At 58.1% G+C, this 25,913-nt stretch carries 24 protein-coding genes and 1 pseudogene; 11 read left to right on the top strand and 14 right to left on the bottom strand.

All coding sequences use genetic code 11. From position 1 onward, the window contains the following. Positions 1-38: 38 nt before the first annotated feature. The 5 genes from AC1MDT_RS04725 to AC1MDT_RS04705 are packed head-to-tail and all read right to left on the bottom strand — an operon-like array spanning position 39 to position 6,215. Positions 39-794 (bottom strand): SDR family NAD(P)-dependent oxidoreductase, encoded by a 756-nt coding sequence (locus AC1MDT_RS04725; RefSeq protein WP_480420926.1) that lies wholly within the window; start codon positions 792-794, stop codon positions 39-41. A gap of 26 nt (positions 795-820) precedes the next feature. Further along, positions 821-1,873, bottom strand: coding sequence for a phosphotransferase family protein (locus tag AC1MDT_RS04720; RefSeq protein ID WP_480420925.1), 1,053 nt, complete (start codon positions 1,871-1,873; stop codon positions 821-823). Further along, complete coding sequence (locus AC1MDT_RS04715) at positions 1,870-3,165, bottom strand: acyl-CoA dehydrogenase family protein (protein ID WP_480420924.1); 1,296 nt, start codon at positions 3,163-3,165, stop codon at positions 1,870-1,872. Before AC1MDT_RS04715 ends, AC1MDT_RS04720 begins: the two co-directional genes overlap by 4 nt. Before the next feature lie 24 nt (positions 3,166-3,189). Then, positions 3,190-3,927 carry an SDR family NAD(P)-dependent oxidoreductase gene (locus AC1MDT_RS04710; RefSeq protein ID WP_480420923.1) on the bottom strand — a complete coding sequence of 246 codons (738 nt, stop codon included), beginning with the start codon at positions 3,925-3,927 and terminating at the stop codon, positions 3,190-3,192. A gap of 50 nt (positions 3,928-3,977) precedes the next feature. Next, positions 3,978-6,215, bottom strand: coding sequence for a CoA transferase (locus AC1MDT_RS04705; protein WP_480420922.1), 2,238 nt, complete (start codon positions 6,213-6,215; stop codon positions 3,978-3,980). A gap of 198 nt (positions 6,216-6,413) precedes the next feature. Here AC1MDT_RS04705 and AC1MDT_RS04700 point away from each other — a divergent pair, with 198 nt between their 5' ends. Beyond that, positions 6,414-6,821 carry a VOC family protein gene (locus AC1MDT_RS04700; RefSeq protein WP_480420921.1) on the top strand — a complete coding sequence of 136 codons (408 nt, stop codon included), beginning with the start codon at positions 6,414-6,416 and terminating at the stop codon, positions 6,819-6,821. Here the strand turns inward: AC1MDT_RS04700 and AC1MDT_RS04695 are convergent. From AC1MDT_RS04695 to AC1MDT_RS04685, 3 genes are read right to left on the bottom strand one after another with little or no spacing between them, the layout of a single operon-like run. Then, a complete protein-coding gene (locus AC1MDT_RS04695; protein WP_480420920.1) occupies positions 6,818-7,597 on the bottom strand; it encodes an SDR family oxidoreductase in 780 nt (259 codons plus the stop codon). The genes AC1MDT_RS04700 and AC1MDT_RS04695 overlap by 4 nt on opposite strands. Before the next feature lie 24 nt (positions 7,598-7,621). Beyond that, a complete protein-coding gene (locus AC1MDT_RS04690; RefSeq protein ID WP_480420919.1) occupies positions 7,622-8,653 on the bottom strand; it encodes an aromatic ring-hydroxylating oxygenase subunit alpha in 1,032 nt (343 codons plus the stop codon). 17 nt (positions 8,654-8,670) lie between these two features. After that, positions 8,671-9,612 (bottom strand): Rieske 2Fe-2S domain-containing protein, encoded by a 942-nt coding sequence (locus AC1MDT_RS04685; RefSeq protein ID WP_480420918.1) that lies wholly within the window; start codon positions 9,610-9,612, stop codon positions 8,671-8,673. Between the two features lie 322 nt (positions 9,613-9,934). Here AC1MDT_RS04685 and AC1MDT_RS04680 point away from each other — a divergent pair, with 322 nt between their 5' ends. The 3 genes from AC1MDT_RS04680 to AC1MDT_RS04670 are packed head-to-tail and all read left to right on the top strand — an operon-like array spanning position 9,935 to position 13,107. Next, positions 9,935-10,414: a MarR family winged helix-turn-helix transcriptional regulator gene (locus AC1MDT_RS04680; protein WP_480420917.1), complete on the top strand. Its 480-nt coding sequence runs from the start codon at positions 9,935-9,937 to the stop codon at positions 10,412-10,414. Further along, positions 10,407-11,588, top strand: coding sequence for an HlyD family secretion protein (locus AC1MDT_RS04675; RefSeq protein ID WP_480420916.1), 1,182 nt, complete (start codon positions 10,407-10,409; stop codon positions 11,586-11,588). Before AC1MDT_RS04680 ends, AC1MDT_RS04675 begins: the two co-directional genes overlap by 8 nt. Then, positions 11,581-13,107, top strand: a complete 1,527-nt coding sequence (locus tag AC1MDT_RS04670) for a DHA2 family efflux MFS transporter permease subunit (RefSeq protein WP_480420915.1) — start codon at positions 11,581-11,583, stop codon at positions 13,105-13,107. The genes AC1MDT_RS04675 and AC1MDT_RS04670 overlap by 8 nt, the downstream gene beginning before the upstream one ends. Positions 13,108-13,122: 15 nt before the next feature. Here AC1MDT_RS04670 and AC1MDT_RS04665 read toward each other — a convergent pair whose 3' ends face one another. The 3 genes from AC1MDT_RS04665 to AC1MDT_RS04655 all read right to left on the bottom strand — a co-directional run bounded on the left by AC1MDT_RS04665 (position 13,123) and on the right by AC1MDT_RS04655 (position 17,134). After that, positions 13,123-14,775, bottom strand: a complete 1,653-nt coding sequence (locus tag AC1MDT_RS04665; RefSeq protein ID WP_480420914.1) for a methyl-accepting chemotaxis protein — start codon at positions 14,773-14,775, stop codon at positions 13,123-13,125. 822 nt (positions 14,776-15,597) lie between these two features. Beyond that, positions 15,598-16,038: a hypothetical protein gene (locus tag AC1MDT_RS04660; RefSeq protein ID WP_480420913.1), complete on the bottom strand. Its 441-nt coding sequence runs from the start codon at positions 16,036-16,038 to the stop codon at positions 15,598-15,600. Between the two features lie 274 nt (positions 16,039-16,312). Then, positions 16,313-17,134: a MinD/ParA family protein gene (locus AC1MDT_RS04655; protein ID WP_480420912.1), complete on the bottom strand. Its 822-nt coding sequence runs from the start codon at positions 17,132-17,134 to the stop codon at positions 16,313-16,315. A 395-nt stretch (positions 17,135-17,529) separates the two neighbouring features. Between AC1MDT_RS04655 and AC1MDT_RS04650 the strand changes: the two genes are divergently transcribed. Then, positions 17,530-18,207: a methyltransferase family protein gene (locus AC1MDT_RS04650; RefSeq protein WP_480420911.1), complete on the top strand. Its 678-nt coding sequence runs from the start codon at positions 17,530-17,532 to the stop codon at positions 18,205-18,207. A 218-nt stretch (positions 18,208-18,425) separates the two neighbouring features. Then, positions 18,426-18,635 carry a hypothetical protein gene (locus AC1MDT_RS04645; RefSeq protein WP_480420910.1) on the top strand — a complete coding sequence of 70 codons (210 nt, stop codon included), beginning with the start codon at positions 18,426-18,428 and terminating at the stop codon, positions 18,633-18,635. A 216-nt stretch (positions 18,636-18,851) separates the two neighbouring features. Here the strand turns inward: AC1MDT_RS04645 and AC1MDT_RS04640 are convergent, their stop codons facing one another. After that, entirely contained in the window at positions 18,852-19,247 is a 396-nt protein-coding gene (locus AC1MDT_RS04640; RefSeq protein WP_480420909.1) for a hypothetical protein, read from the bottom strand. A gap of 546 nt (positions 19,248-19,793) precedes the next feature. Here AC1MDT_RS04640 and sorA point away from each other — a divergent pair. The 3 genes from sorA (at position 19,794) to AC1MDT_RS04625 (ending at position 22,737) form a co-directional block, all read left to right on the top strand. After that, entirely contained in the window at positions 19,794-21,035 is a 1,242-nt protein-coding gene (gene sorA / locus AC1MDT_RS04635) for a SorA family sulfite dehydrogenase catalytic subunit (RefSeq protein ID WP_480420908.1), read from the top strand. 11 nt (positions 21,036-21,046) lie between these two features. Next, positions 21,047-21,685, top strand: a complete 639-nt coding sequence (gene sorB / locus AC1MDT_RS04630) for a SorB family sulfite dehydrogenase c-type cytochrome subunit (protein WP_480420907.1) — start codon at positions 21,047-21,049, stop codon at positions 21,683-21,685. A 206-nt stretch (positions 21,686-21,891) separates the two neighbouring features. Further along, complete coding sequence (locus AC1MDT_RS04625) at positions 21,892-22,737, top strand: serine aminopeptidase domain-containing protein (RefSeq protein ID WP_480420906.1); 846 nt, start codon at positions 21,892-21,894, stop codon at positions 22,735-22,737. A 69-nt stretch (positions 22,738-22,806) separates the two neighbouring features. Here the strand turns inward: AC1MDT_RS04625 and AC1MDT_RS04620 are convergent, their stop codons facing one another. Both AC1MDT_RS04620 and AC1MDT_RS04615 read right to left on the bottom strand, forming a co-directional pair. Next, a complete protein-coding gene (locus tag AC1MDT_RS04620) occupies positions 22,807-22,953 on the bottom strand; it encodes a hypothetical protein (RefSeq protein ID WP_480420905.1) in 147 nt (48 codons plus the stop codon). Positions 22,954-22,992: 39 nt separating this feature from the next. After that, a complete protein-coding gene (locus AC1MDT_RS04615) occupies positions 22,993-24,183 on the bottom strand; it encodes an MFS transporter (RefSeq protein ID WP_480420904.1) in 1,191 nt (396 codons plus the stop codon). Between the two features lie 63 nt (positions 24,184-24,246). Here AC1MDT_RS04615 and AC1MDT_RS04610 point away from each other — a divergent pair. Further along, a pseudogene (locus tag AC1MDT_RS04610) lies at positions 24,247-24,439 on the top strand (hypothetical protein). A gap of 128 nt (positions 24,440-24,567) precedes the next feature. Then, a complete protein-coding gene (locus AC1MDT_RS04605; protein WP_480420903.1) occupies positions 24,568-25,908 on the top strand; it encodes a GntT/GntP/DsdX family permease in 1,341 nt (446 codons plus the stop codon). Positions 25,909-25,913: the final 5 nt, after the last annotated feature.

Here is a 25,913-nt window from a genome sequence, read left to right as displayed (position 1 = left end):
CGGTGTGCCGGGTTCACCCCAGGCACACCACCTGCCACTCAACTGAGCATCAGCATCCCGCCATCAATCATCAGTGTCTGACCGGTGACAAACCGCGAACCGTCGCCGGCAAGAAATACCAGCACGGGGGCCAGGTCACGGGCAGGTTCGCCCAGTCGTCCGCCGATCGGCACTTGCCCGGCCATAAACGCATCGTGTTGCTTCAATTGTTCGGCGCTCATACTCGCGCGGGTGGCGTCATACATAGGCGTCCACATTGCCGGAGCGATGGCGTTGACGGTAATGCCCAATGGGCCCCATTCCCGCGCCACCGTACGCGTCCATGCCAGCACGGCGCCTTTGCTGGCGGCGTAGTGGGCTTTGCCCGGCTGTCCGAGCACACCTGCGGCAGAGGCGAAGTTGATGATCCGCCCGCCGCTGCCCTTGAGCAGTTCATAGGCCGCACGGTTGGTCAGGAAAGTGCCACGGGTATTGACAGCAAAAACCTTTTCCCACTCGTCCAGCGTGATGCTGTCGGCACTGGCGTTTGGCGCGATGCCCGCGGCATGGACCAGCACGTCCAGACCGTTGAGTTGTCCGCTAGCCCAGGCAAAGGCTGCATTCACCGATTCGCTGTCAGCGATATCACAGACGCGTGTGTGCGCCCAACCACCACCTTCCCCCGCTATCGAGGCGGCTTCGCCCAGATCAAGGCTGACGACATAGGCTCCCTCGTCCACAAATGCCTTGACCACTGCCGCGCCAATACCACGGGCGCCCCCTGTGACGATGATCCGTTTACCGGCCAGTTGCATGGGCTATTCCTCTTGTTTGGGTTTTGTCAGGCTGTTTGATCAATGCGCTGCAACGCCGCCGCAAATAAGCGCAGCGCCGACGCGTGGTGCTTTTCACCCGTCACCATGGAGGCTTTGCCTGCACAAGCACGAGCATGGCTGACTTCTAGAAAGATGCCGAGCTTGAAACCGGCCAATACCAGGTACCAGGTGAAGTCCAACAACGAGCGTGAGCTGCCGGCGCGGTAATGGGCGACCAGTTCATCGCTGCTGCAAAAGCCATCCCAGGGATGGACTTCGATGGTGCCCGCCCCGCGACCGTCTGCTCCAGGCCACGTCACCACCAGCCAGGCCAGATCGAGCAACGGATCACCAATGGTTGCCAGTTCCCAATCGACCACGGCAGCCAGCTCCCCGCCGTCGTGCCGGAACATGACATTGGACAGGTGAAAGTCACCGTGCTGGATACCGGCCTGGAACTGCTGCGGGCAATGATCGCTCAACCAGTTGGCTAAACGTTCGAGCCCGGGCAGGCCGCCGGCACCGGGCCAGCCGGGATAGTCTTTGACACTGTCGAGCTGCGCCAGCCAGCGTGAGACCTGACGCTGATGAAACCCCTCGGGCCGGCCAAAATCCGCCAGCCCCACTGCCTGGTAGTCAATTTCGCCCAGGCGTAATAGCGCATCCACCATCGCCAGCCCCATGCGCCTGCGCATAGCAGGCTGCTGCGCATGAGGCGCCGGCAAACCCGCCGCGCTGTTGGGATTAAAACCCTGCACCGGCTCCATCAAGTAGAAACTGGCGCCCAGAACAGTCTGGTCAACGCAGTCGGCTATCAAACCGGCATGGGGCACCTGTGATCCGGCCAATGCCTTGAGCAATCGCGCTTCACGGGCAATGGTTTTACCGCCGACTTCGCGCAATTCCCTGGAAGGCCGACGCAGCACGAATTCACGCGTGCCACGCCGAAAACGCAGCAACAGATTTTGCGTGCCTCCGGTCAGGCGCTCCGGAGCCTCGATGGGCCCGTGTTCCAGGCCCTTGGTGTCCATCCAGAGCGCCAGGCGCTCCAGGTCGACCAAATCCTCCCAGTCGTTCATGCGTTCCGCTCGCCGAGGGTGGCCAGCACGTCGGCGTATTTTTCCCGGGCACGGGCCGCGGCCGTGGGCCGGTGGTAATCGGGGAACAACGCCTCGCAGGGCTGATAGTCGCGCAGCAGTTGTTTGGCGACCGTGACTTTGTGCACCTCGGTAGGCCCGTCAGCCAGTCCCATCTGGAAGGAGCGCACGATATAGCCGGTAAACGGCATTTCCTCGCTGACCCCCAACGAGCCATGCACATGCAGGGCGCGTGCGGCGATGTCATGCAGCACTTTGGGCATGACAGACTTCACTGCGGCGATGTCTTTGCGCACTTGCTTGTAGTCCTGATACTTGTCGATACGCCATGCCGTGCGCATCACCAGCAAACGAAATTGCTCCAGCTCGACCCATGAGTCGGCAATTTTTTCCTGGACCATCTGCTTGTCCGCCAGACGGCTGCCCTGAGTACTGCGCGACAGGGACCGCTCACAAAGCGCATCAAGGGCTTTTTGCGCCTGGCCAATGACGCGCATGGCGTGGTGCACGCGCCCGCCACCCAATCGCACCTGCGCCACAACAAACGCCTGACCCGGTGCGCCGAGCATATCGCTCGCGGGCACTCGTGCCTTGTCGAACGACAGATAAGCATGGGTGGCAGCCGGGTCGTCGGCGATACCGACGTTGCGGATAATGCTCACCCCTGGAGCGTCAGCGGCCACGATAAACATCGACATGCCTTCATACACCGACACGCGTTTATCGGTCACCGCCATCACGATATAGAACGACGCATAGCGGGCATTGGAGGCGAACCATTTTTCGCCACTCAGCACCCAGTCGTCGCCATCACGCACCGCTTCAGTCGTGAACACAGAGGGATCCGCCCCGCCTTGCGGTTCGGTCATGGCGAAGCAGGACACGATGTCGCCGTCGAGCAACGGCTGCAGGTAGCGCTGCTTCTGCGCCGGGGTGCCGTAATGGGCGAGGATCTCGCCGTTGCCTGAGTCCGGTGCCTGGCAGCCAAACACAATCGGGCCAAACAGCGACCGGCCAAGAATTTCGTTGATCAATGCCAGGCGCACCTGGCCATACCCTGCCCCGCCCAGTTCCGGACCCAAGTGACAGGCCCACAACTTGCGTGCCTTGACCTGCGCTTGCAACGGTTTGACCAGTTGCTTGAACAGCGGGTCATGGATATTCCAGGGGCTGCCCAATACGTGGTCGAGGGGCTCGACTTCCTCACGCACAAACTGCTCGATCCAATCCAGTTCCGCTTGAAATTCGGGGTCAGTCTCAAAGTCCCAGGCCATGGTGTGTCTCCTAGCAAAGAGTGATCAGGCCAGCAGCATGCCGCCGTCGACCAACAGGGTTTGGCCGAGCACATAACTGGCCAGCGGCGAGGCAAGAAACAGGGCCACGTTGGCCATGTCCTGAGGCGTGCCCAAACGCCCTTGAGGAATCGCGCGCAGCGCGCCTTCGAGGCGTTTAGGGTTGCTCGTGGTCACCCGCGTCAGCTTGGTTTCCACCAGGCCCGGGGCAATGCCATTGACCCGGATACCGTCACGGGCCCAGGCTTCGGCCAGGGTGCGAGTCAGCCCAAAGGCGCCGGTTTTAGAGGCGTTGTAGGCCGGATTGCCACGGGTGGAGTGGAACGCGGCAGCGGAGCTGACCGTGATCATCGACCCTTTGGCCTCCATCAACAGCGGGTGAAATTTCTGCGCACACACCATCAGGCTGGTGAGGTTGACGTCGAGCACATGCTTGAAACCCTCGGTCAGAAACTCCTGACGGTCGTAGAGCACCGTTCCTTGCGCTTGCACTAACACATCCAAACGGCTGAATGGCACTCTGGCGGCCTCAATCAACGCCGCATCCGCGACATCGACCTGGGCGTAGTGCAGGCCTTCGAGGTTGGAATCGGGTGAATCCTGATAAGCGGCTGCCGAGGCTCGCGTACCCCAGACGTATACCTCGGCGCCGCGCTGGCGAAAGTTCTGCGCAATGCCGTTGCCGATGCCACTGGAACCGCCGATCACCAGCACGGTTTTGCCGCTGAAATCCAACTCGTACATGGGTAGTCCTTGTTCTTGTCAATGAATGCTGCCGAGTAATAAGCCGGCCGTTACAATGCTGCCAGACCCGCTGAGACCAGGCGCTCAAGCTCGCCGTTGGTAAAGCCGAGCGTTTCCAGGACTTGCCGGGTATGTTGGCCCAGGGCCGGTGGCGGGCGCTGCAGCGACAACGGCAAATTGCCGAAATCCCAGAACGCGCCAATTTGTTGCAGGTCGCCGTACACCGCATGGGAATAATGGGCATGCAATCCCGCGGCGGCGTGTTCGGCGCTGTCGAGAAACGCATCCATCTGTGCCTCCAGCACGGCCTGCGCAGGAACCTGCGCGTCAGCCAGGGCTGCGAGTGCCGCTTGCCGGGTAAGACCCGAAAAATAATCTTGCGACTGACTGCCCACCAATGCGTTGAAGCGCTGTACCTCATCTGGCTGCACCGCGGCCACCACCAACCAGGCATCACTGCACAGATAGAGGCGATGTGCGTCACTCAGGCCAGTCTGCTGCGCATCCATATGGGCGATCGGCGTGAGGCTGCCGTCTTCGAGCACCACCGCTTCGCTCATCGACAGCAACGTGGCGCCCAACAATGAGGAGCTGACCATTTGCCCGCTGCCGCTGCGGTTGCGCTCGTACAATCCCAGCAGCAAGGCATAGAGCGAAGATAAACCGGCAAAAAAATCGCCCACGCCAAAGCGCAGCCACATCGGCGCCTGCCCCTCACCGCCCTGCTCTACTTCCCAGCCGCAAGAGGCCTGCATCAGTTGGTCAAAGCCCGGCCAATCCGCACGCGGACCGGTCGGGCCGTAGGCGCTGACATGGCAATACACCAGCTGCGGGTTAAATGCTTTTAGGCTTTCGTAGTCGACCTTGAGTTTGCGTGCGGCCGGCAGCCGCATGTTGTGGTGCACCACATCGGCCCAGCGGGCCAGCGCCTCAATAACGGGCTCGGTTTGCTGATCACCCAATTGCAGCGCCACCCCCAATTTGCCACGCTGCGTACCGCTGAAAATCCGCTCCAGCCGGCGCATGGCGTCACCTTTGGGTGCCTCGATTTTAATGACATCGGCACCAAGGTCCGCCAGTAGCATGCAAGCAAACGGCCCGGCCAGGTAGGCGCCCAGGTCCAGTACTTTCAAGCCGTGCAACGGTGGCAGAGGTGCGGGGTCCGACGCTTGCCGTTGCACCGGGATCACAACGTCGTGTCCTGTCAGTTCGGCGTTCCCTTCACCAGCCTGTGGCGCGCTGCCGCCGACTCGCGCAGGTGGCTGCACCTGCCAGGCCGGGCCTGGTTGCAAAGTCTTGCCCAGTTGCCCATCGTCGACTTCAACCACATAGCCATTCAAGCGCGCTTGCTCATCGAAGTAGATGTCGCCAAAGACGCCGGCAATTTGCGCGGCAACATCGTGCTGCCAGAAATGCTCGACCCAGTCCTGTGCCGGTCGGGTGGCGATGATCGCCTTGTTGGCGCCGAAGTTAGGCGCCACATGACTCGGCGGCCACAGCGCATTCAAGCGAGTCACTTCGGTTTCGCCCAGCTCACCGAGCGCCGCGGCCATCCACGGTGATTTGTCCGGCGAATAGTGCACATGCAGCCAGCGACCATCGGCGCACTGGTGCAATGGAATTGGAATGTGTTTATCCAGGCCCTTGGCAAAAGCCGGCGTCGGCGTTTGTGCGCGGTTCCAATGCATGGTCATTGGCACCAGGGCTGCTTGGGCCAAACTCGTATGAGCGATGCCGCCACAGCCGTCACGGTCGCGCGCCAGCAGCCGCGCCATCACCCCGACCACACAGAGCCAGCAGGCGAGCCAGTTGGCAAATGGCATACGCACAAACACCGGACCAGGACGATGCGCAGGCTGCTCGTCCAACAGGCCCAGGCGCGCCAGGATCAACGTTTCCCGAGGGATGGCATTCGCCAGCGCATGCCGTTGGGGCCAGCCGCCGATCGCGGAAATAACCAGGCGAGGAAAATCGGCAGCGAGCTGCGCGTCCGCCAGACCAAGGGCCTGTGCCACCGCGGGGGTGAAGTCGTGCAGCAGCACATCGGCGGTGGCTAGCAGTAATTGCAACTGCTGGCGGTCGGCAGGGTTTTCCAGGTTAAGGGTGACACTACGCTTGCCCCGGTTCAGCACGGCGAAGAGCGCCTGTTGATCTCTGGCCGGGTTAGCGAGTGGCTCAACCATCACCACTTCGGCACCCGCTTCGCGCAGTTGCAAGCCGGCGGCTGAACCGGCAATGCCGGAACACAGGCTGATGACGCGAATACCTTCGAGGATTGCCTGACTCATAAAGCACCCTTAGTGTCTTGTTCTGTTCATAGCGTTCTGCAGCAAAGCTGCAGAACGAATCCATGGCGTCACCCTAAGCCATCGACACAATATTCCATATAAAGATTAGTATTCCGAATATAGAATCATAAGTACTCATATGAACAATAAATAATAATTTGTTTAGATACCACCCGTAAACCGATCAAGGGCCTTTATATGATCCTGCGCATGGACCATTTCACCATCGTCTCTGACCAGCTAGCAGCGACACGGGATTTCTACGTTGAGGTACTGGGTCTGGTCGACGGCCCGCGCCCGCCTTTCCCGGTACCCGGGTTCTGGCTGTATACCCAGAACCAGCCAGTCCTGCATGTGGTGGGCGTAACGCAAATGCCGGAGCCGCGCCGCGGTGTGCTCGACCATATGGCCTTTCGTGCTGGTGGCTTGCAGACGATGTGCGCGCACCTGGCCAAGCACGGAGTGCGCTTCAAGATCATTCGCGCTCCAGGCTCAGAGCGCACCTGGCAGCTCTTCATGCAAGACCCCAACGGGGTTGAAGTGGAACTGGACTTCGACGCCAGCGAAGAGCCGCCAGCCGATTGGAAGGATTACCGGGGCCGCTAAATCAGTCCGGAGTAACTGCCTCCGTCGATCTGTAGATTTTGCCCGGTGATATAGCTGGCCTGAGCCGAGCACAGAAACGCGCAGGCTGCCGCCAATTCACTCGGCTGGCCAAATCGACGCGCCGCTATCGGCTTGAGCATTTCCACCCGAGCCTGCTCGACACTGAGTTGCCGATGCTTGGCCAACTGCTCGGTCATGAAACGCAGACGGTCGGTTTCAATACTCTCAGGCAGCAGATTGTTGATGGTCACGTTATCCCGCGCGACCTCGACTGACAGCGCTTTGCAGAAAGCCGTCAGCCCAGCACGCGCAGCCGTGGAAAGTCCCAAGGGCAAGCGTGGCGACTTGACCATCGCCGACGTGATATTGACAATGCGGCCAAAACCACGCTCGCGCATACCACCCACCACCGCCTGAATCAGCAGAATGCCCGAGAGCATGTTGGCCTCAATGGTCGCCAGCCAAGTCGCGTGGTCCCAGTCTTCCAGACGGCCCGGCTCTGGGCCGCCGTTATTGGTCACAAGGATATCCACCACCGGGCACGCGGCCAGGAGCGCCTGGCGCCCAGCCATGGTGGACAGGTCAGCGACCACCGTACGGGGCAACTGGCCAGAGCTGCGCAAAATGTCTTGCGCGGTTTGTGCCAAGGTCTCGGCATCGCGGCCGTTGATCAGCACATCGCAGCCCTCCTGCGCCAATGCCAGCGCACAGGCTTTGCCAAGCCCTCGGGAGGATGCGCACACCACGGCAATACGCCCGCCAATACCCAGATCCATTGCAGTACTCCTCGCGTGATGGCGTCAGTCGTTCATGCCCAACAAGGCACTGATATCGCGCCCGGGCTCAGCGTCGCTGCCGTAGGCGAATTGGCCGGCGCGCTGGCGTTCGACCAACTGCTCCATCTGGTAGCGATACCGAGTACCCGGCGTATCGAAGCGCGAATGCAGGTCACGACGCTCGTCGGTGTCGAAATAGCGTTGATTCTGCGGGCGCACCACCGAGTTGTCCTGAGGCTGGATGATGTAGTTGATGCGCGGCATCACATAGCGAAAAGGCGCGGGGGCCGCGGTGGTGTTGAAGGTGACATCACACCGCGAGCGATGCTTGCCCACTGGCAAGAACGGTTGCAGGTTAGGCACGTCATAGCCGGGACGAAAACGCGGATAGGAGATGCAGACGTTACTGCGTAAATGAATGTGCAGCACGGCGCGAAAATCCTGGTACTTGGCGCGTACGCCGCCGACCCAGCGCATGATCGGCGCGACTGACTTTTGTGCCACGGTACGCGTGCGGGTCACGGTTTCGGAGGTCCATTGCACCTCCACCACGTCCGATTCACTGATACCGTCGCCAATGGTATTGGCGTGTAGAAAATCGGCATGGGTCAGGTCAATCAGGTTTTCCACCGAAAGCGCCGATGTCGCATCAAAACGCACGGTGCGCTGGGTGTAACCGGGAAGGCTGCCATCCTGCGGTAGGAACGGAATATGCGGGAGCAACAGCGTGTCGGCAGCGTCCGGGTTGCCGTACCAGACCCAGATGTAGCCGTATCGCTCCACCAAGGGATAAAATCCGCGACCTCCCGTAAACGCGGTCAGTACCAGTGGCTTGTCACGGGGGCGATGGGGGTGAAACTCAGCGGCCACCGGCTGCCCGTTGTCCCGCCACAGGTAGTAGGGCTGAGCATGAATGATGCGGCGGATGGGCCGCGCGCTCAGGTCGCGGCTATGGGAAACCGGGAACCAGGTGTCACGCAGGTCGTAGTTGATCGGCGTCCAGTCACCCCGCACTTTGCCAGGGAGGGTATCAATGGAGGAAGGCACGGCATGCATAGTGGGTTCTCCAATGCTTAGACGACTGCACTGACGGGAATCAAGTGCGGTTGACGCAAGGTTCTCAGCTCGCGGGATGAAGCTTCGAGCAAGGCCGCGACGGCCATACCATCAATCAGACCGTTCACGCGAAAAGGCGCCCGTTTGCGCAGGCGTGCTACTCGCCAGCGCAACGGTGCTTTGGCCGGCACCTGCTCATGCACGTAGCCACGCCAACACAGGCTGGTGGTGCCACGACGGTTGGCACCGGTCGAGATCATCAGCGTGATGAGCGGTAACTCGTCTTCGCTGAGCAAATCCACACGAATAATGCCTCTTTGCAAGGCGACGGCGGTGCGCACAATCAAGGGATAATCCACCACAAACTGCGACGGCAGAAATTGTGTGGTCCATACCGCACCACGCTCCAAAACCACACGCCCCTGCTCGCTGCGCAGATCGCCAAGGAAAAAATCGGTGAGGCGCACATGGGTAAAGTCGAGCAAGCATTCCGGGCCATCGAGCATCGCGTCCAGATACTGGTCTTGACTCATGTTGACGATGGTGGACCCGGTAAATTCGCGTCCGCTCGGTTGGTAATCTCTGCTGGGCAATTCCCCTTGCGGTGTTCCCTCACCCAACCACACATGGACGAAACCATTTGCCTCGCTCACCGCAAAGGCGCGCGCCGCATAACGCGCAGGTACGCGTTCACCCGCGTGCAGATTGGGGATCTGCGTACAGCCACCACTGGCGCCATCAAAGGTCCAGCCGTGATAACCGCATTGCAAACCGGACTCCACAACCCGACCCAACGCCAGCGGCACACGTCGATGTGGACAACGGTCCTCCAAAGCAAAGGCTTGACCGGCGGCGTTACGGAACAGGACCAGTTCCTCGCCACCAAAGGCCACTGCCAATGGCGTTTGATCATTCACGGCCTCGGAAAGCGCCATGGCCCACCAGCCTGGGGTCATCATCGGGTTGCCTCATTGTTATTGTGTTTTGGGTAATTGCGTTGAACGCAGTCAGCGCTAACGGTAGTGCTTCGAGGTTGATAGGGCAAACACAAATAAACAGTATTTTACATTATGTCGATATTCTTAAAACCCCCAACCTTAAGCGCCATACACCTAGACAAATCAAATAAAAATGGCTTTATGAGCACATTCAGGCTTTTTAATCGACCTACAAATGGACATTTTTTCTTATAGTGATCATGTTCTAATAGGAAATAGCTAGCGAGCAATCCATAAGCCTGATTACCATGAGCATGCTCATTGACCCCAAGGTGCGCTGACGATGACCCAATCCACCCTCGGCTTTGTCCTCCATGACGTTGCCCGTTTGATGCGTAAACGCTTTGAACAATGGGCTCGCGCAGCCGGTCTCACGCGCTCTCAATGGCAAGTCCTGGCCAAGCTTTCCATTCATGAGGGTATCCACCAAAAAGGATTGGCTGACTTGCTGGAAATCGAGTCAGTCACGCTGGTCCGCTTGCTGGACAAAATGCAGGAGCGCGGCCTGATTGAGCGCCGCAACCACCCCACCGACCGCCGTTACTCCTTATTATTTCTCACCCCGGCCGCCCATCCGCTGTTGCAATTCATGCGCACCATCGGCGAGCAAACCCGACTGGAAACCATGACGAATTTCTCCATCCAGGAGCACGACCAATTGCTGCAGTACCTCGAACGTATGCGTGAACACTTGCTGACTGCCTGCGGTCAACCCGTGGATGAATCCGCAGTCTGTGTGGCGGGCGAGGTGAAGCATGGCTGAGCCAACATTGCAGCGACCTGCCGTGCACGCTGAAGCCAGACCGCTCGAGCCACTGGAAAAACCTCAAGTGTCGGCACCCGAAGCTCCGGCCCCTGATAGCCCGGCTCAAAAACCGACTGCCCCGGCACGCCAACGCTGGCGCATCGGCATGTTTCTGCTGGCACCCATCGCCGTCGCGGTATGTGCCGCCTGGTATGTATTTGGAGGCCAGATCGTGAGCACCGACAATGCGTATATCCAGGCAGAACGAGTGGGGGTATCTACCGATGTGGCCGGGATAGTCGCGGCCATTGAAGTGCATGACAACCAAGCCGTGAGCAAGGGCCAAGTGTTGTTCCGACTCAAGCCAGAACCCTTTGAAATCGCCCTGGCCCGCGCCAAGGCGCAGCTGGAAAGCGCACGCAACCAGATCCTTTACCTCAAGGCCAGCTACAACCAATCGCTGGCCGAGATCACCCAAGCTGAAACCAAGCTGCCCTTTTACCAGACCAATCTCCAACGGCTGGAAAAGCTGGTCAGCGTTGCCGCCGTATCTAAGACAATCTACGACGACGCCCACCAGGACCTCGACAATACCCGTCAGCAGGTGTCGGTAGCCAAGGCCCAGGCTGCCGCGGCGCTGGCCCAACTAGGAGGGCGGCTGGACAGACCTCTGGAGCTGCATCCCTCCTACCTGCAAGCGCTAGCCGCATTGAATGAAGCCGAACGTAATCTGCGCAACTCCGTGGTGACAGCCCCCTTCGACGGCATCGTGACCAACGTTGACTCGTTGCAAGTGGGTGCGTACCTGCAACCGCCACAATCGGGTTTCAGCCTGGTGTCCAGCGAACACCTGTGGGTGGCCGCGTCACCGAAAGAAACCGAACTGACCAACATTCACATTGGCCAAGGCGTAACCATTGAAGTGGACACCTACCCCGGTGTGACCTGGCATGGCACCGTGGAAAGCATCAGCCCGGCTTCCAGTTCAAGCTTTTCGCTATTGCCGGCACAGAACACCACGGGTAACTGGGTGAAGGTTGTACAGCGCATTCCAGTACGGATCCGTATCGACGATGCTGGTGGTAAACCCGCGCTGCGCCATGGTATGAGCGCCGTGGTTGATATCGATACCGGCACCGCCCGTGGTCTGCCGAAACCGCTGGCAAACCTGTTCGCACGCCATCATGAGTGAAGTGACCGGGCCACTGCCACCCTCGCCGCTGCGGTTGCTGATCACATTGTGTGTGGTGTTGGCAGTGGTCATGCAGGCTCTGGACACCACCATCGCCAACGTCGCCCTGCCCTATATGCAGGGCAGCGTATCGGCCAGCGCCGATCAGATTAACTGGGTGCTGACCTCCTACATCGTCGCCACCGCCATCATGACGCCGCCCTCGGCGTTCCTTGCCCGGCGCTTCGGTCGCAAGCGTGTGTTGCTATGGTCAATCTTTGGTTTTGTCTTGGCGTCGGTGCTCTGTGGCATCGCCCGTTCCCTGGAAGAAATCATCCTGTTTCGCCTGCTGCAAGGGCTGGCAGGGGCGGCATTGGTGCCACTGTCGCAAGGCATACTTCTGGATATTTACCCGCAGAAAGACCGAGGCTCGGCAGTGGCCTTGTTCGGGGTATCAGTCATGGTCGGTCCCGTGCTGGGGCCGATGCTCGGTGGCTGGTTAACAGAGCACCTTAGCTGGCGCTGGGTGTTTTTCATCAACTTGCCTATCGGATTACTGGCCTTTATCGGCATGACCCGCTTCATTCGGGAAACCCCGGCCGACAAAGCCGCACGCCTGGACTGGCTGGGCTTTGGTACGCTCAGTGTGGCCATTATGTCGATTCAATTATTCCTCGACCGCGGCGAACAACTAGGCTGGTTCGACTCTGGGGAAATCCTCCTGGAGGCGCTGGTAGCCGCTGTCGCTTCGTATATTTTCATCGTCCACACCTTCACCCACGACAAGCCCTTTATCAGCCTGAAACTGTTCAAGGACCGCAATTACTCGGTGGCGGTGGTATTTATCTTCATCATTGGTATCACCTACCTGGCGTCACTGGCGCTAATGACACCCTACCTGCAAACCCTGATGGGCTACCCGGTGCTCACGGCTGGCATGGTCATGGGGCCGCGCGGCCTGGGGACAATGCTCAGTATGTTCCTTGCCGGAAAGATCATCGGCAAAGTCGATATTCGCTGGATATTGTTTTGCGGTCTGGTGCTGTCTGCCTGGTCGATGTACATGATGACCGGCTGGACGCCGGCAGTGTCCATCAACACTATCGTCTACGTTGGCTTTGTCCAGGGCGCGAGCCTGGGCCTGTTGTTCGTCCCACTGACTACCATTGCCTTTAGCACCCTGCCCCCGAATTTACGTGGTGACGCCACCGGCTTGTACAATTTGTCACGCAACGTCGGCTCCAGCGTTGGCATCTCAATCGTGACGGTGCTGCTGGCACAGAACACCCAGATCAATCATGCCGAAATCGGTGCGAACATTACGCCGTTCAATCGGCTGTTCGATGCCTGGCCAGTGAGCGGCCTGCTCAATCCATTGACCGCCGGTGGACGTGCGGCGCTGGACAGCATGATCACCGTGCAGGCCAGCTGGGTGGCTTACCTGGATGACTTCAAGTTGCTGATGTGGTTATCCATTGGCGTCATACCGCTGCTGCTGATATTCAGGACGCCGAAGACTCAAAAAAGCACACCCCAGTAATCAGCCTAGGTTCGATCAAGTCTCGAAGCGGAAGCGTCCCACCGCCAGGTTCAGCTCATCGGACAGCTCGCGCAAAGAAACCACGGCTCTCGACACCTGATGAGTGATCGCATCACCCTCGCCAGCCATTCGGGAGATGTGCTCGACGTTCAACACGATGCCGCGCCCGCCCTCGCTCTGCACGCTCACCGCATCGGCAATCCGGTCCACCTCGCGCGTGGAATCGCCGACCAATTCCGCTGCCTGCTGCAGGGTACTTTCCAACTCACTCAGCAGTCGGCCACTATCGTCCAATGCTACCGTGCCGGCGCGCAGAGCTTCGTCGACGACCTCGGACTGACTCTCCAGCTTCACCGTCAACTGGTTGATCGAGTTGGCTGCCAGCGCGGAGCGTTGTGCAAGGTTACGCACTTCGTCGGCCACCACGCTGAAGCCGCGTCCGCTCTCACCTGCCCGCGCCGCCTCGATCGCCGCGTTGAGCGCCAGCATGCTGGTCTGCGCGGAGAGGTCCTTGACCTGACCGATGCTGGCGGTGATCGCCGTGGTGCTCTCGACGAAATCGCCCACCGAGCCGCGGATTGCCGAGAATGCAAGGCGCACGCTGTCGATTTTTTCGAGCAGTCGCGACAGCGCCAAGTGTCCGTCCTCTGTACCGCGCAAGCTGGCCTCGGCACAACTACGAAGGCTTTCAGCATGGCTGGAGATCGCCGCAATCCCGTCGCTCATCTGCTCGATTGTCATTGAAACCGCGCCCACCGCGCCGGCCTGTGCCGTGGAGCTTTCGGCCACGCGCGCCGAGGTGCCCACCAGCTCCTCGGCCGAGGCGCCGACCGATGCCGCGACTCTGGCAACCTTGCGCATTGCCTGCTGGAAGCTATCAATGAGTTCGTTGAATGCCTGAGCCGTGTGGGCAACCTCGTCTCGCCCCATGACGCGCACGCGCCGGGTCAGATCACCATCTCGCAAGTCGATCGACGCCTGTTCAATCTCCCGGATGGGTCGGATAATCTGCGCACGCAATAGTAGACTAACCAAAATAGCCAGAGCGCTGGCGCCCAGCAGTACCGCGACAAGCATCCGTGACACCTGGCGTTGCATGGCGCCGGCCTCGGCAAAGGCGCCAGAGGTCAGCTCCGCCTGCAGGCCCAGCAGGCGGTTGAATTGACCTTGCAGACCATTGTTGTCGGCGCGCACCCGGCCCAGCAGCGAGGCAGCTTGTATCTGGTCGCTCAAGGCGGTGCGCTTGAATTCGGCAAGGCCCTCCCCGACCACGGCAGCCTGCTCCTGCACCGCCTGATAGAGAGCCTTCTCTTCCTCGCCCAGGCGTGTCTCGCGGGCCACCTTGTCCAACCCGGCACGCATGTCGTCGACGCTGCCCTGCATATCCTCAAGATAGGACTCCAACTCTTCAGCGGAAGCTTGCCCACTGGATTCAAGGATGCGCGCGCCTGTGGCATAGGCGCCGACCATCGCCGCCTGCGAGGCGGCCGAGGTTTCCAACACTTGGCGATACTGCTGGAAGCGCAACTGGTCGATTTCTTCGATTACCGCATGTTGCTTGGCCAGCCCGTAGTAGGCCATAGCCGAGACAACCAGTAGAGCGAGCACAAATAGCCCGGGCAGCACGAGAAGCTTGGCACCGATGGAGAGGCCTTTCAGGAATGACATGGTGGTTACCGTTTTTGTTTTTATGGGGCGTGACTGAGCAGGCCGTTTATCCTGCTCAATTCTTTATACAGTATTTAATTCTACTATCAGAACGATAATTTAAAAAAACGGACGTCTTCCACACCTTGGTTCCGACTGACAGTGACTCAACTGCTCAACTCACATGGTTGGCCGCCGTAAACTGCTTCCCCTTGTTCCTTTGGGCTGCTTCACGTACACCTTCAAGTCCTATCGACGCGCAACTGATCCGGCTCAGTGTCCGGGGCACGGGGGGCATGTCGGTGTTCCACTTGGCTACGTCCCTTTCCTCCACTATCTCCGCAGGGCCACGCCCTTTGTTCGATGGCTTCTCAGGTACTACGGACGTATTCGACTTCTCAGCAACGTGGACAGCAGGGTTACGGCTTTTGGCCTTTCCTGCTCCGCCCGGTACTTGCGCACCGGGCACCGCTGAGACCTCCCAGTATCTGTGCGAAGGACTTCCCGACCTGCACAAGGTCTCCGACCGCGCGGGATCAGAGCATGACTGGCGTATAACGCCATGCTCCGTATTGCCTTGTGCTTCGCTTAACAACATCGGCATCCCGGATTCCTGATTACACGGCTGTATGGCTGGCCCAGCGGTTTGCCCTGTCAACGCTTCACCCTGCACCTCACTGTGCAACATGCATGACTTGGGGTCTGGTTGATTCGCCATTTCTTACCAGTATCGAACTTTCATCGACTATCCTCCGCCAGCTTTAACTGGCGCACTAAGCGTTCGGCCAACACGCTTTCTCGTTCCCCGCTCCCACGCTTTTGCGTGGAAGCAAGGGGAGGATCTTAGATAAGGTCACCGCAGAAAATATCTTGATTGCCATCCGCCGGGCTTGCCTGCACCACCAACGCGTAATGGCCGGAACGCAGAGTGTCGTAACCCAGAGGCACAGTCTTCTGGAATCGGATTACCGCATGGTGGTTGAAGATGTCAGTAATTAGATTGTTGAGTGAATAGGCTGGTTTCAGCTCATGCCTGGTACAGCCTCCCGAGTAGATATAGGTATACAAGTGCGCCGGCATTACAGTGCCCTGGGGTATACCACCCACGAGCAATGTGAGCTTCGTCTCACTACTGTTCATGGGGGTTAGAATGGCCTGAGCGATATGCCCGGTATTGTAAATAGTTGCGTTCAAGGGAACGGTGTCGATCTGCTCCTGGGTTGCACCAGCCACGGAGATCCACCCTACCGCTACCATCAACGCCAGCGAAGATTCGATTTTCATCGAGAAACCTCCCGCCTAACAAAGGCGCGTTGAAGTAATCCCCCTCTAAATTTTAGTCGTCTATACAAATCCAGACGTTCTTCGGATAGACGGTCTAATAACGATTGGATATGTACCACCGTAATCAAATGGCCTTACAGGTTGCGTAACGGCGCCCAGCTATGCGGAAGCAGCTCCGCAGGCTTATTTGGTCACACGACAGGTGTCAAAATTGCCCTGTTCAATTCGCCCGTCCTTGAACGTGATGTTGCCGAACAATATAGGGAGAGAAATGTCACCTTCTCGAATTATGGACGAGTCGGTCAACGAAGAACTCCATATGCCCTCTGGGGGTATCCAGCAAAGGCCAAGCGTCGACCTTTAAAGCGATTTCCTGAAATGCTTGGGCGCACTTGGAGCGCGGAAAGTGTTCGTAGACTGCTCGCTGCTTCCGCACGGCCCTACGCGCACATTCATCGTACGGAACCGCTCCCACATACTGCAGGGTTACGTCGAGGAAGCGATCGGTGACTTTGGCCAATTTAGCGAACAGGGCGGGACCTTCCTTCGGGCTCTGCGCCATATTGACCAGCACCCGGAAACGGTCCATTCCGTAATCACGATTAAGCAGTTTGATCAGTGCGTAGGCATCGGTGATCGAGGTCGGTTCGTCGCAGACCACCAGTAAGACTTCGTGGGCCGCCCGGACGAGACTGACCACCGACGAGCCGATGCCCGCAGCGGTGTCAATCACCAGCACATCGAGACTGTCACCGATTTCACTGAAGGCCTGGATCAGGCCTGCATGCTGAGCCGGAGACAAATGCACCATGCTCAGGATGCCTGAAGCCGCGGGGACGATTCGTATCCCGCCCGGACCGCGCAAAAGTACATCGGATAGCTCACAGCGACCTTCGATTAAATCGGCAAGCGTGTACTGCGGGGAGAGCCCCAACAGGACATCGATACTCGCCAAGCCAAGATCGCCATCAAGCAATACGACTCGCCTTCCAAGCTTCGCCAGCGCCAATGAAAGATTCACAGCCACAGTCGTCTTGCCGACGCCGCCCTTTCCGCCGCTCACGGCGATAACTTGTACAGAACGCACACCATCCATGTTATTGATTCCCTTCCATGTGCAACGCTTGCGAGTAGTCGCTATCTATTCCTAGAGACGCAATGGTAACTGAAAAGCGCAGACACATAGCCCCTGGCGGTATTACAGGATCACCAGAAACGCTGTAACCCACTACATGGCAATAACGCGAACCAGAACTGCCACTGCTGCGATGCCCTCATCCGCCGAGTAATCGCCTATGCCGAATTCAGACTGTCGATTTGACTGATGACTGGGCTCATCGCACTTTGTTCGTGGGGGTCAGCAGTCAGACCCAACTGGCGCCGGAAGCGGCCAAGTTGTTTGAGTATCTGAGCAGCGTGCATTGTCTAAAAGCCCCCCTCCTCCCCCCTGGATTTCCTGCTGCTACGCTGAAATCACCTTGGAGGATTGCTATGAAAAACCTTAATACGAGGGCATGGCTGGCACTTGCCGTGCTCGCCGTTGTGATGAGCCTTCTGCTGTTCGTCCCCGCGGGGACCGCTCATTATTGGGAAGCGTGGGCGTACTTGTTGATCTTCACAGGCGCATCGGTCCTCATTACGTTCTATCTCATGCGAAAGGACCCGGCGCTTCTTGAGCGTCGGATGAGCGGCGGTCCGGCGGCGGAACAGCAACCCGCTCAGAAGTTCATCATGCTGTGTACGTCAATCGCGTTTATAGCCCTTCTTGTCGTGCCAGCGTTTGACCACCGCTTGGGTTGGTCCACCCTGCCACTCGCAGGTGTTATGACCGGAGATGCGCTTGTTGCGATTGGTTTTTATCTCATTTTCCTCGTGTATCAAGAAAACACGTTCGCTTCAGCAACGATCGAGGTCGCGGAGAATCAGCAGGTTATTTCGACCGGGCCCTATGCAATCGTTCGCCACCCTATGTACGCGAGCGCATCCCTGTACCTTCTTGGCACACCGCTAGCGCTAGGCTCCTATTGGGGGTTTGTCCCAATCGCCGCAATGATGCCATTTCTGATATGGCGACTCATTGACGAGGAACGCTTCCTTGCCAGGAATCTGTCCGGTTATACCGCATACCTGAAACGGGTCCGGTATCGTCTTGTACCATTCGTGTGGTAGTCGAACCGGGGGCCTTGAGTGTGCAACTATTATTTCGGCCAAGCCTTCGATGGTCCGCTTCACGCTGTCATGCCGAGAGTCGACCAGCTCGACAATCTCGCGTGATGAGCGCATGCGTGCGGCGTGGTCGAGTCCTACCCTGTTATTAGCTAGGTTGCCGTCGGCGCGTTGGCCGAGGCCGTTGAGCCCTACCCTGCCGAATTTTCAGATTTTTGACCATGCCAAAGAAGCGACCGACAGACACCACTACAGCAACCGCTGCAGACATTGAAAGATCTATCCAAGCCCTGAATAAAATGGCCGAGCGCCTATGGGGAGATGGTCGAGAGGCCGAGGCGAAAGCCCTCCTTGATGCCCTGGACTCTCTAAACCGGGCGCTGGACCGGATCAGGATTGGCGAAAGTCGCAGGGTTGTGACGCTTCATTGAGGACCTGCCATGGACTCATTGAAAGGCGGATACGTGACCTCCAGGGTATCGCCTCACTTGCCAGACTTTCCGTTTCTGACTTGCGCCTCTGCAAGCACCGTCTACACTGACTTCAGCTGACGGATCAGCGCCCAGTGTGAAAAAAACAGCCCGCCCCGTGCGGGCTTTTCTTTGCCTGCGATTCGATGTGACTGGCTATACCCGTTCGCTCTCCACTTATTGGGGGGTAAGGGTGTAGTGATAGTGGACCGCCCCAGTATCTGGATGCACCAACCAGTAGTCTTCCATATCTTTTTTAAGCCGATAGCACTCTTTTGGGTTTTTGGCAGAAGTAAAACAAATCACTCCATCTTTGACGGTCCAACGCTCTGTTTCTGGCGGGTTGCCTGACATTTCAAAAATTTCGGTCCCGTCGGCGTTAAAACTCAATGTGTAAGGGCGGCCAGAGGTTCCAATGTTATTTAATTTGTTTCCAATCAAGGTGCTGCGGACTTGATTATCATCCAGCGCTACAGCTGAAGGTGTTACTGGCTTGATAACGTAGCCTCCAGAAGACGCGCAGCCTGATAGAAAAAGAGCCATAAACGTGTAACTCCAGCTTTTCAGTCGCATGCTGCACCTCGTCTTTTGGTTACTGGTGAGATCTTGCTTGAGCCTAGGCGTATTGCCTGAGCATCGCCAAAATGCCTGACAGTCACGCGACATTCGGCCTCCCTGTCATTCCTTCGTCACACCGACCCGGCACAATGCGGTCAGCCAAAGGGATTTGGCCACGTGTATAAAGAGCCCGGCTTGATGCCGGGCTCTTTCGTTTCTGGGCCACGCCCTCCCCGACTGGTCTGATCCCTGCCCGCCATTGAGCGGGCTTGTTAATGCCTATCATCCCCTGATCCAGAAAGAGAGCCCGGCGCAACTTATGCCCGGTCAGTCATTAGTTGGCTATACCTAACCTGTCGGCGCCGCCTGTCATCAAATGCTAAGTCACTGACGTTCAATGAAAAGCAGTCGCTTTGCGCGTGACGATACTGGCTGCCTAATCGAAGTCGGTCAGTTAATTGAAAATCCATTTACACGCTACGTCGGATGCCTCTCCTCCCCATTGGGGTATGTGGGTGCTGTGAGATACATCTCAATAAAAAAAATCAAAGTGAGAACAGCATGAAGTTCAGTCTTGTTGATAACGGCAACCCGAGCCGCCGGCGCGTTCTACGCGATGCCTTCGCACTGGCTTTGACAGCTTCTCCATTGGCAAACCTTGCCAAAGCAGCCGACGAAACACCGGAAGAAGTGACCTTTGCTGCCGGGCCACGGCCGCTGGTGCAATACCCGCAAAAACGACCGTTGACCCTGGTGACCACCCGCCCGCCGCACCTTGAGACGCCATTCCCCATCTTCAACGAAGGGCCCATCACGCCGAATGACGCTTTTTTTGTGCGTTACCATCTAGCCAATATCCCTACCAGCATCGATCCGGACAGTTACCGTCTGACGATCAAGGGCTCGGTCAACACACCGCTGTCACTTTCCCTTGCAGAACTCAAGTCTCTGGCCGAACCGGTAGAAGTGGTGGCCGTCAATCAGTGTTCGGGTAACAGCCGTGGCTTCTCGATGCCGCGCGTGTTCGGTGCTCAGTTGGGCAATGGTTCAATGGGTAATGCCCGCTGGGTGGGGGTACCGCTCAAGGCGGTTTTGGAAAAGGCAGGTGTGAAAGCCGACGCCAAGCAAGTGACATTCCGTGGGCTCGATAAGCCAGTGCTGCCGAGCACACCCGAGTTCATCAAGGCCCTGGACATCAGCCATGCCATGGACGGCGAGCCCATGATCGCCTGGTCGATGAACGGTACCGACCTGCCATTCCTCAACGGTTACCCGATACGTCTGGTGGTGCCGGGCTATTTCGGCACGTACTGGGTCAAGCACCTGAGTGAGATCGAAGTCGTCGACCACACCTACGACGGTTTCTTCATGGCTAAAGGTTATCGCGTTCCGGACAACGATTGTTTCTGCGTCGCCCCTGGCACCACTGCGGCGCAAACGCAGCCGATTTCCAAGATGCCGGTACGCAGCTTCATCACCAACGTCAAACACGGCGATGTGTTGCCGCTTAAAAAGGACGTGGAGCTCAAGGGCATTGCGTTCGACGGCGGCGTTGGGGTCAACAAGGTGGAAGTGTCAATCGACGGTGGACAAAGTTGGCGCGAAGCCAGGCTTGGGGTGGATCTTGGGCGTTTTTCCTTCCGCGAGTGGACGCTGCCGGTCACCTTTACCAGCAAGGGCGCTACACAGCTGATGGTGCGCGCCAGTAACCGTGCGGGCGAGACGCAGCCACTGCGAGCCGACTGGAACCCCGGTGGCTACCGCCGCCATGTCATAGAAACCAGCCACGTGACCATCGCCTGAGGGGGCCCCGCATGAAACGTATGACCACCTTGCTGTGCGCGGCTCAGGTTTGTTTGGCCGCCATGGCTAGTGCCGCGCCACTATCCATCACATTGCCGCCCGAAACGGCTGTGCTCAGGCCCAGTGCTCTGCCCGGGTACCCATTGGCTCAACAGAAGTGCTCCACCTGCCATTCCGCCGATTACATCAACTTCCAGCCTCCCGGCATGAGCCTGGCGCAGTGGACTGGGGAAGCGAGCAAGATGCAGCATGTGTATGGTGCTCCGATCAGCGATCGGGATGTGAGCATCATCGGCGCCTACCTTGCGGCTACCTACGGTAGTGCCCATGCGAGCGATGCCGATGTGCAGGCTGCCTCGAACCCATCGGCCGTCCAAACCCCGGCGGTGCCTGTCGCCAAAGTCGACGCCATGGCCTTGCTGCAGAGCAACACCTGCCTGTCCTGCCACGCAATCGATCATAAGGTCGTAGGCCCGGCCTATCACGATGTGGCTGCCAAGTATGCCAATGACCCGCAGGCACTGGCCAAGGTAATGGCCAGCATTCAGCACGGCGGTACCGGCAAATGGGGGAATATCCCAATGCCGCCTTTCACGCAGTTAAGCCCGGACGATCTGCAAACCCTGGCGACTTTCGTACTGCATCAGTGAGTTCATTCCCGGCTCGGCCAGGTAGTTGAACAATAGAGGTGCTGCGGCACCTCTATTTTTTCAAAATCATGGCTGCAGGAGCTTGCACCACGACATCACCATGAGTCTCTCGCTCTGCTATACCTCCAGTAAGTTCAAACCACTGCCCTCCATAGGCAAGCAGTAAACAAAGAGCCCCCCTGCCTGGATCGACGCTGGAGTTCATCATGCCCTGCCGCTACGTCCTAATGCTCAGCTGCCTGCTATTGCTCTTGAACCCAGCCGCTCGGGCAGATGAAGCCAAGGCCGCTGAAGGCCTGATCGAGACGTTCCATGCAGTCCCCCTCAAGCGCGGCAGCGTACTGAATATATTGGTGGATAAGCGCAAGGGCGAGATGCCCACTACAGCAATCCTGTTGTTTCCCGGTTACCCCGGGGTGCTCAATTTGAAGAACGCAGGCGGGAATATCACCTATGACCTGAGCGGGAATTTTGTGATTCGGGCCCGGCGCTTTTTGAACAACGACAGTAACTTCACGGTGATGGTCGATTGCCCGATGGATAAGTTGTCTTCTTGCGATGACCGCTACCGCTCTTCCGCCGAACAGGCAGCGGATGTCAGCGACGTTATCGCAGCGGTACGAAAAGAGTTTGGCGCACAGAAGGTTTATATTCTGGGAACCAGTTACGGCACAGTCTCAAGCTCATTCCTGGCACGCAATCTCGGTGGACAGATCGACGGGGCTATTCACACCTCAACCTTCACCGACCCAAGCGGGGCAAATACTCACGGCGCCGTTATGGCGTCCTTCGACTGGTCACAAGCGAAGGTGCCGCAGCTGTTCGTGCACAATAAGGACGACCCGTGCCATGTCACTCGCTACTCCAGTATTGTCGAGCGCAAGAAAAACATTCCGCTGCTCACGGTTGAGGGCAGCAAGAATCCGCGAGGTGATGCCTGCGAAGCCTTCAGCCCCCATGGTTTTGTCGGGCGCGAGAAAGCGGTGATGTCTGCCATCAACGAGTGGATTACCCATCGCAAGGTGGCGGCGACCATAAGCACAGACAACTGACCATCCTGAATGCCGAGAAGGGTGAGTAGCGGGCCTGGGAACTACATGGAATGGATCACCACGACTCACTTACTGAGCGGACGGTAGTTGGCGCAGCCCCCAGAGCATCAGCACTGCTGCAACGATGATGGCAACCCCAACGCTCGCAAAACCTGCCGTCACCAAGCTCTCCTGCCATGGATCGGCCGCGTGTCCTGCGCCCGTGAAAGGCGACATGGCCGCTCCAGACACGGCGTCCCGCAAGATTGCCCGCACTTACTGCTTCTTGAATAACAGTAACAACAGAGCTGTTGTAGCAAGCAGTGCACCCGTGAGGAACGTGCTGTCTGAGCCAATGCTTTGCCAGAGCCAGCCTGCAACAACGCTGGCGATCAGCATGCATATCCCACTGACAAGATTGAAAATGCCGAATGCCGTGCCCTTGAGTTCCGTGGGAGATGTATCGGCTACCAGCGAGGCAAGAATGCCTTGGCTAAATCCCATATGAAGCCCCCACAAGGCAACGCCCAGCATCATCGTGATGACAGAACTGGATTGAGCAAGTACCAGATCCGCCAGGACGAGCAACCCCATCCCCAAGCAGAGCAGTTTGCTGCGACTGATGCGATCGGATAACCAGCCTGCAGGATAAGCGGACAGTGCATACAGAAGGGACATCACCACCATCACCAGCGGAGTCCAGGTGATCGACAGGCCTATCTGTTGCGCTCGTAATACCAGAAACGCCTCGCTGAAACGAGCAAGCGTAAACACCCCTCCGATTATGACGACCCACCAATACCCGCGGGAGAAGTCGTGAAGGACTCTCCAATGAATGGGAGATCGAAATGTGTGTTCGCCGGGGAGATGAGTCGGCTCTTTTACTCCGGTGACAATGAGTGCCACCGCCACGGCTGCCGGAATCACTGCGAACCACAGGACAAGCTGTATATCGGCGAGCCATAACATGAGCACGATGGCCAGCGCAGGGCCAAAAACAGCCCCGACGGTATCCATCGACTGGCGCAGTCCAAAACAGGCACCACGGATTTCCGGCGGAGCCACATCTGCGACCAGAGCGTCTCGTGGCGCCCCACGAATGCCTTTGCCAATTCGATCCAGAAAGCGTGCGGTAAAGACCACTTCAACCGAGTGAGCCAGAGGAAAAAGTGGTTTGGTCAGAGCGGCTAAACCATATCCAAGCAGCAGCAATCCTTTGCGCCGGCCAATGAAGTCGCTGATCGCACCGGAAAATATCTTGACGAGCATGGCGGTCGATTCGGCAACACCCTCGATCACTCCGACAGCCAATGCACTGGCCCCCAATGTAGTGACCAAAAACACAGGCAGTAAACTGTGTACCAGCTCGGATGATAGATCCATGAACAGGCTGACAAAGCCAAGAGCCCAGATCGTGCGTGGAATACGAAAAGGCTCAGCGTTGGTGTTTGAACGTTCGCTACTCATATTTTCATCCTGTACTCATCGGTATCGAGGAGAGACTGAGAACGGTATTCACTACTCCCTTCACTGCTGCTTAAGGTCAACGAAAATCGACTCATCCTTGAAGCGGCCATCATGGAACTCACAATCTGGGTTGAGCTGTGAGGATCAGGTGAAGTCGCCGACACGAGGCGACCTGGCCGCAATCGACCAAAACGAAGCGTTCATCAAGATGACTTTAGCGGTGTTTGAGTGCCTGGTGTCCCACGCCCCCTCATAGATGATCCCATGTCATCTGTACCTTGATAATCCATCCTTTGTCAGGCCCTGTGCCGTGGCCTCTAATGCCGGAAAGCCGAGTGATCCCGGTCACTAATTTCAACAATAAAAGCTCTTCCAGGAGATCCCATGCACAGCGGTCCTACTCTATTGCTGGTGTTGTTTTGCGCCATCCTTCTGATCGTTTTTCTAATCGTCAAAGTTCGCGTCCACGCCTTCCTGGCCTTGACCGCGGCGAGTTTTGTGGTGGGTATCGGTTCAGGCATGCCACTGGCGCAACTGGTCACTGCTTATGAAAAAGGTGTCGGTGGAACACTGGGGTTCCTCGCAACGATCATTGGCCTTGGCGGCATACTCGGCAAAATGCTGGAAGAATCCGGTGGCGCGGAGCGCATCGCCCAGACGCTATTGAGCGCGTTGGGAAAAGAGCGTGCGTCATGGGCCATGATGCTCGTCGGGTTTATTGCGGGCATCCCCGTGTTCTTCGAAGTTGGATTCGTCCTGCTGATTCCGCTGATCTATGTGGTCGCGAAAGAGACCAGGATCAACCTTCTGTACCTGGGCGTGCCCCTGGCCGTGTCGCTGATGGCCGTTCATTGCATGTTGCCCCCGCACCCTGCCGCTATGGCGATCACTGGGATGCTGGGCGCCGATGTCGGCAAGGTGATTGTGTACGGCCTCATTGTCGCGCTGCCGACGGCCATTATTGCCGGGCCGCTGTGGATCAAGCTGGTCTGCAAGACTGAAGCGCCTGCCACTCAAGAAGCTTTTCTGGACGAACATTGCGACGACAGCATGACCCGGGACTTGCCAAGCCTTGGCTTGACGCTGCTGACTATTCTGCTGCCACTACTGCTGATGGTAGGGAAGAGCCTCTCGGCCGGCCGGGCTCATGACTCGGGGATATTCAGTGTTATTTCGTTCCTGGGAACGCCGCTGATCGCCCTGTCCATTGCCGTGGTATTCGCTTACTGGGCGCTGGGCCTGCGCCGCGGCTTATCCATGCCTGACTTGCTCGCGCACACACAAAAGAGTTTTCCGCCACTGGCCAGCATTCTGCTGATCATCGGTGCGGGTGGCGCATTCAACGGCATCCTGGTCGACAGCGGCGTGGGTAACGTGCTGGCCGATACGTTGACCCAATTGCATATGAACCCCATCGTCCTGGCGTGGTTGGTGGCCGGATTGATGCACTTCGCCGTCGGTTCGGCGACGGTGGCGATGATCAGCGCCGCGGGCATGGTGATGCCAATGCTGAGCGCTCATCCAACCGTGAGTAAGGAAATCATCTGCATTGCCATCGGCGCCGGCGCCATTGGCTGGACCCATGTGACGGACTCCGCCTTCTGGGTGGTCAAGGAATACTTGGGTGTCTCGCTCGCCGAAGCCTTGAAGAAATTCACCTTGGCCACCGTATTGGCTTCGCTGGTCGCGCTGGGACTGACCCTGCTGCTGTCGTGTTTTGTTTGAATCCA

The sequence above is a fragment of the Pseudomonas sp. ASL7 genome (genome assembly GCF_056680375.1).
The sequence above is the reverse complement of the archived record's forward strand: the minus strand, read 5'-3'. Positions and strand labels throughout refer to the sequence as shown.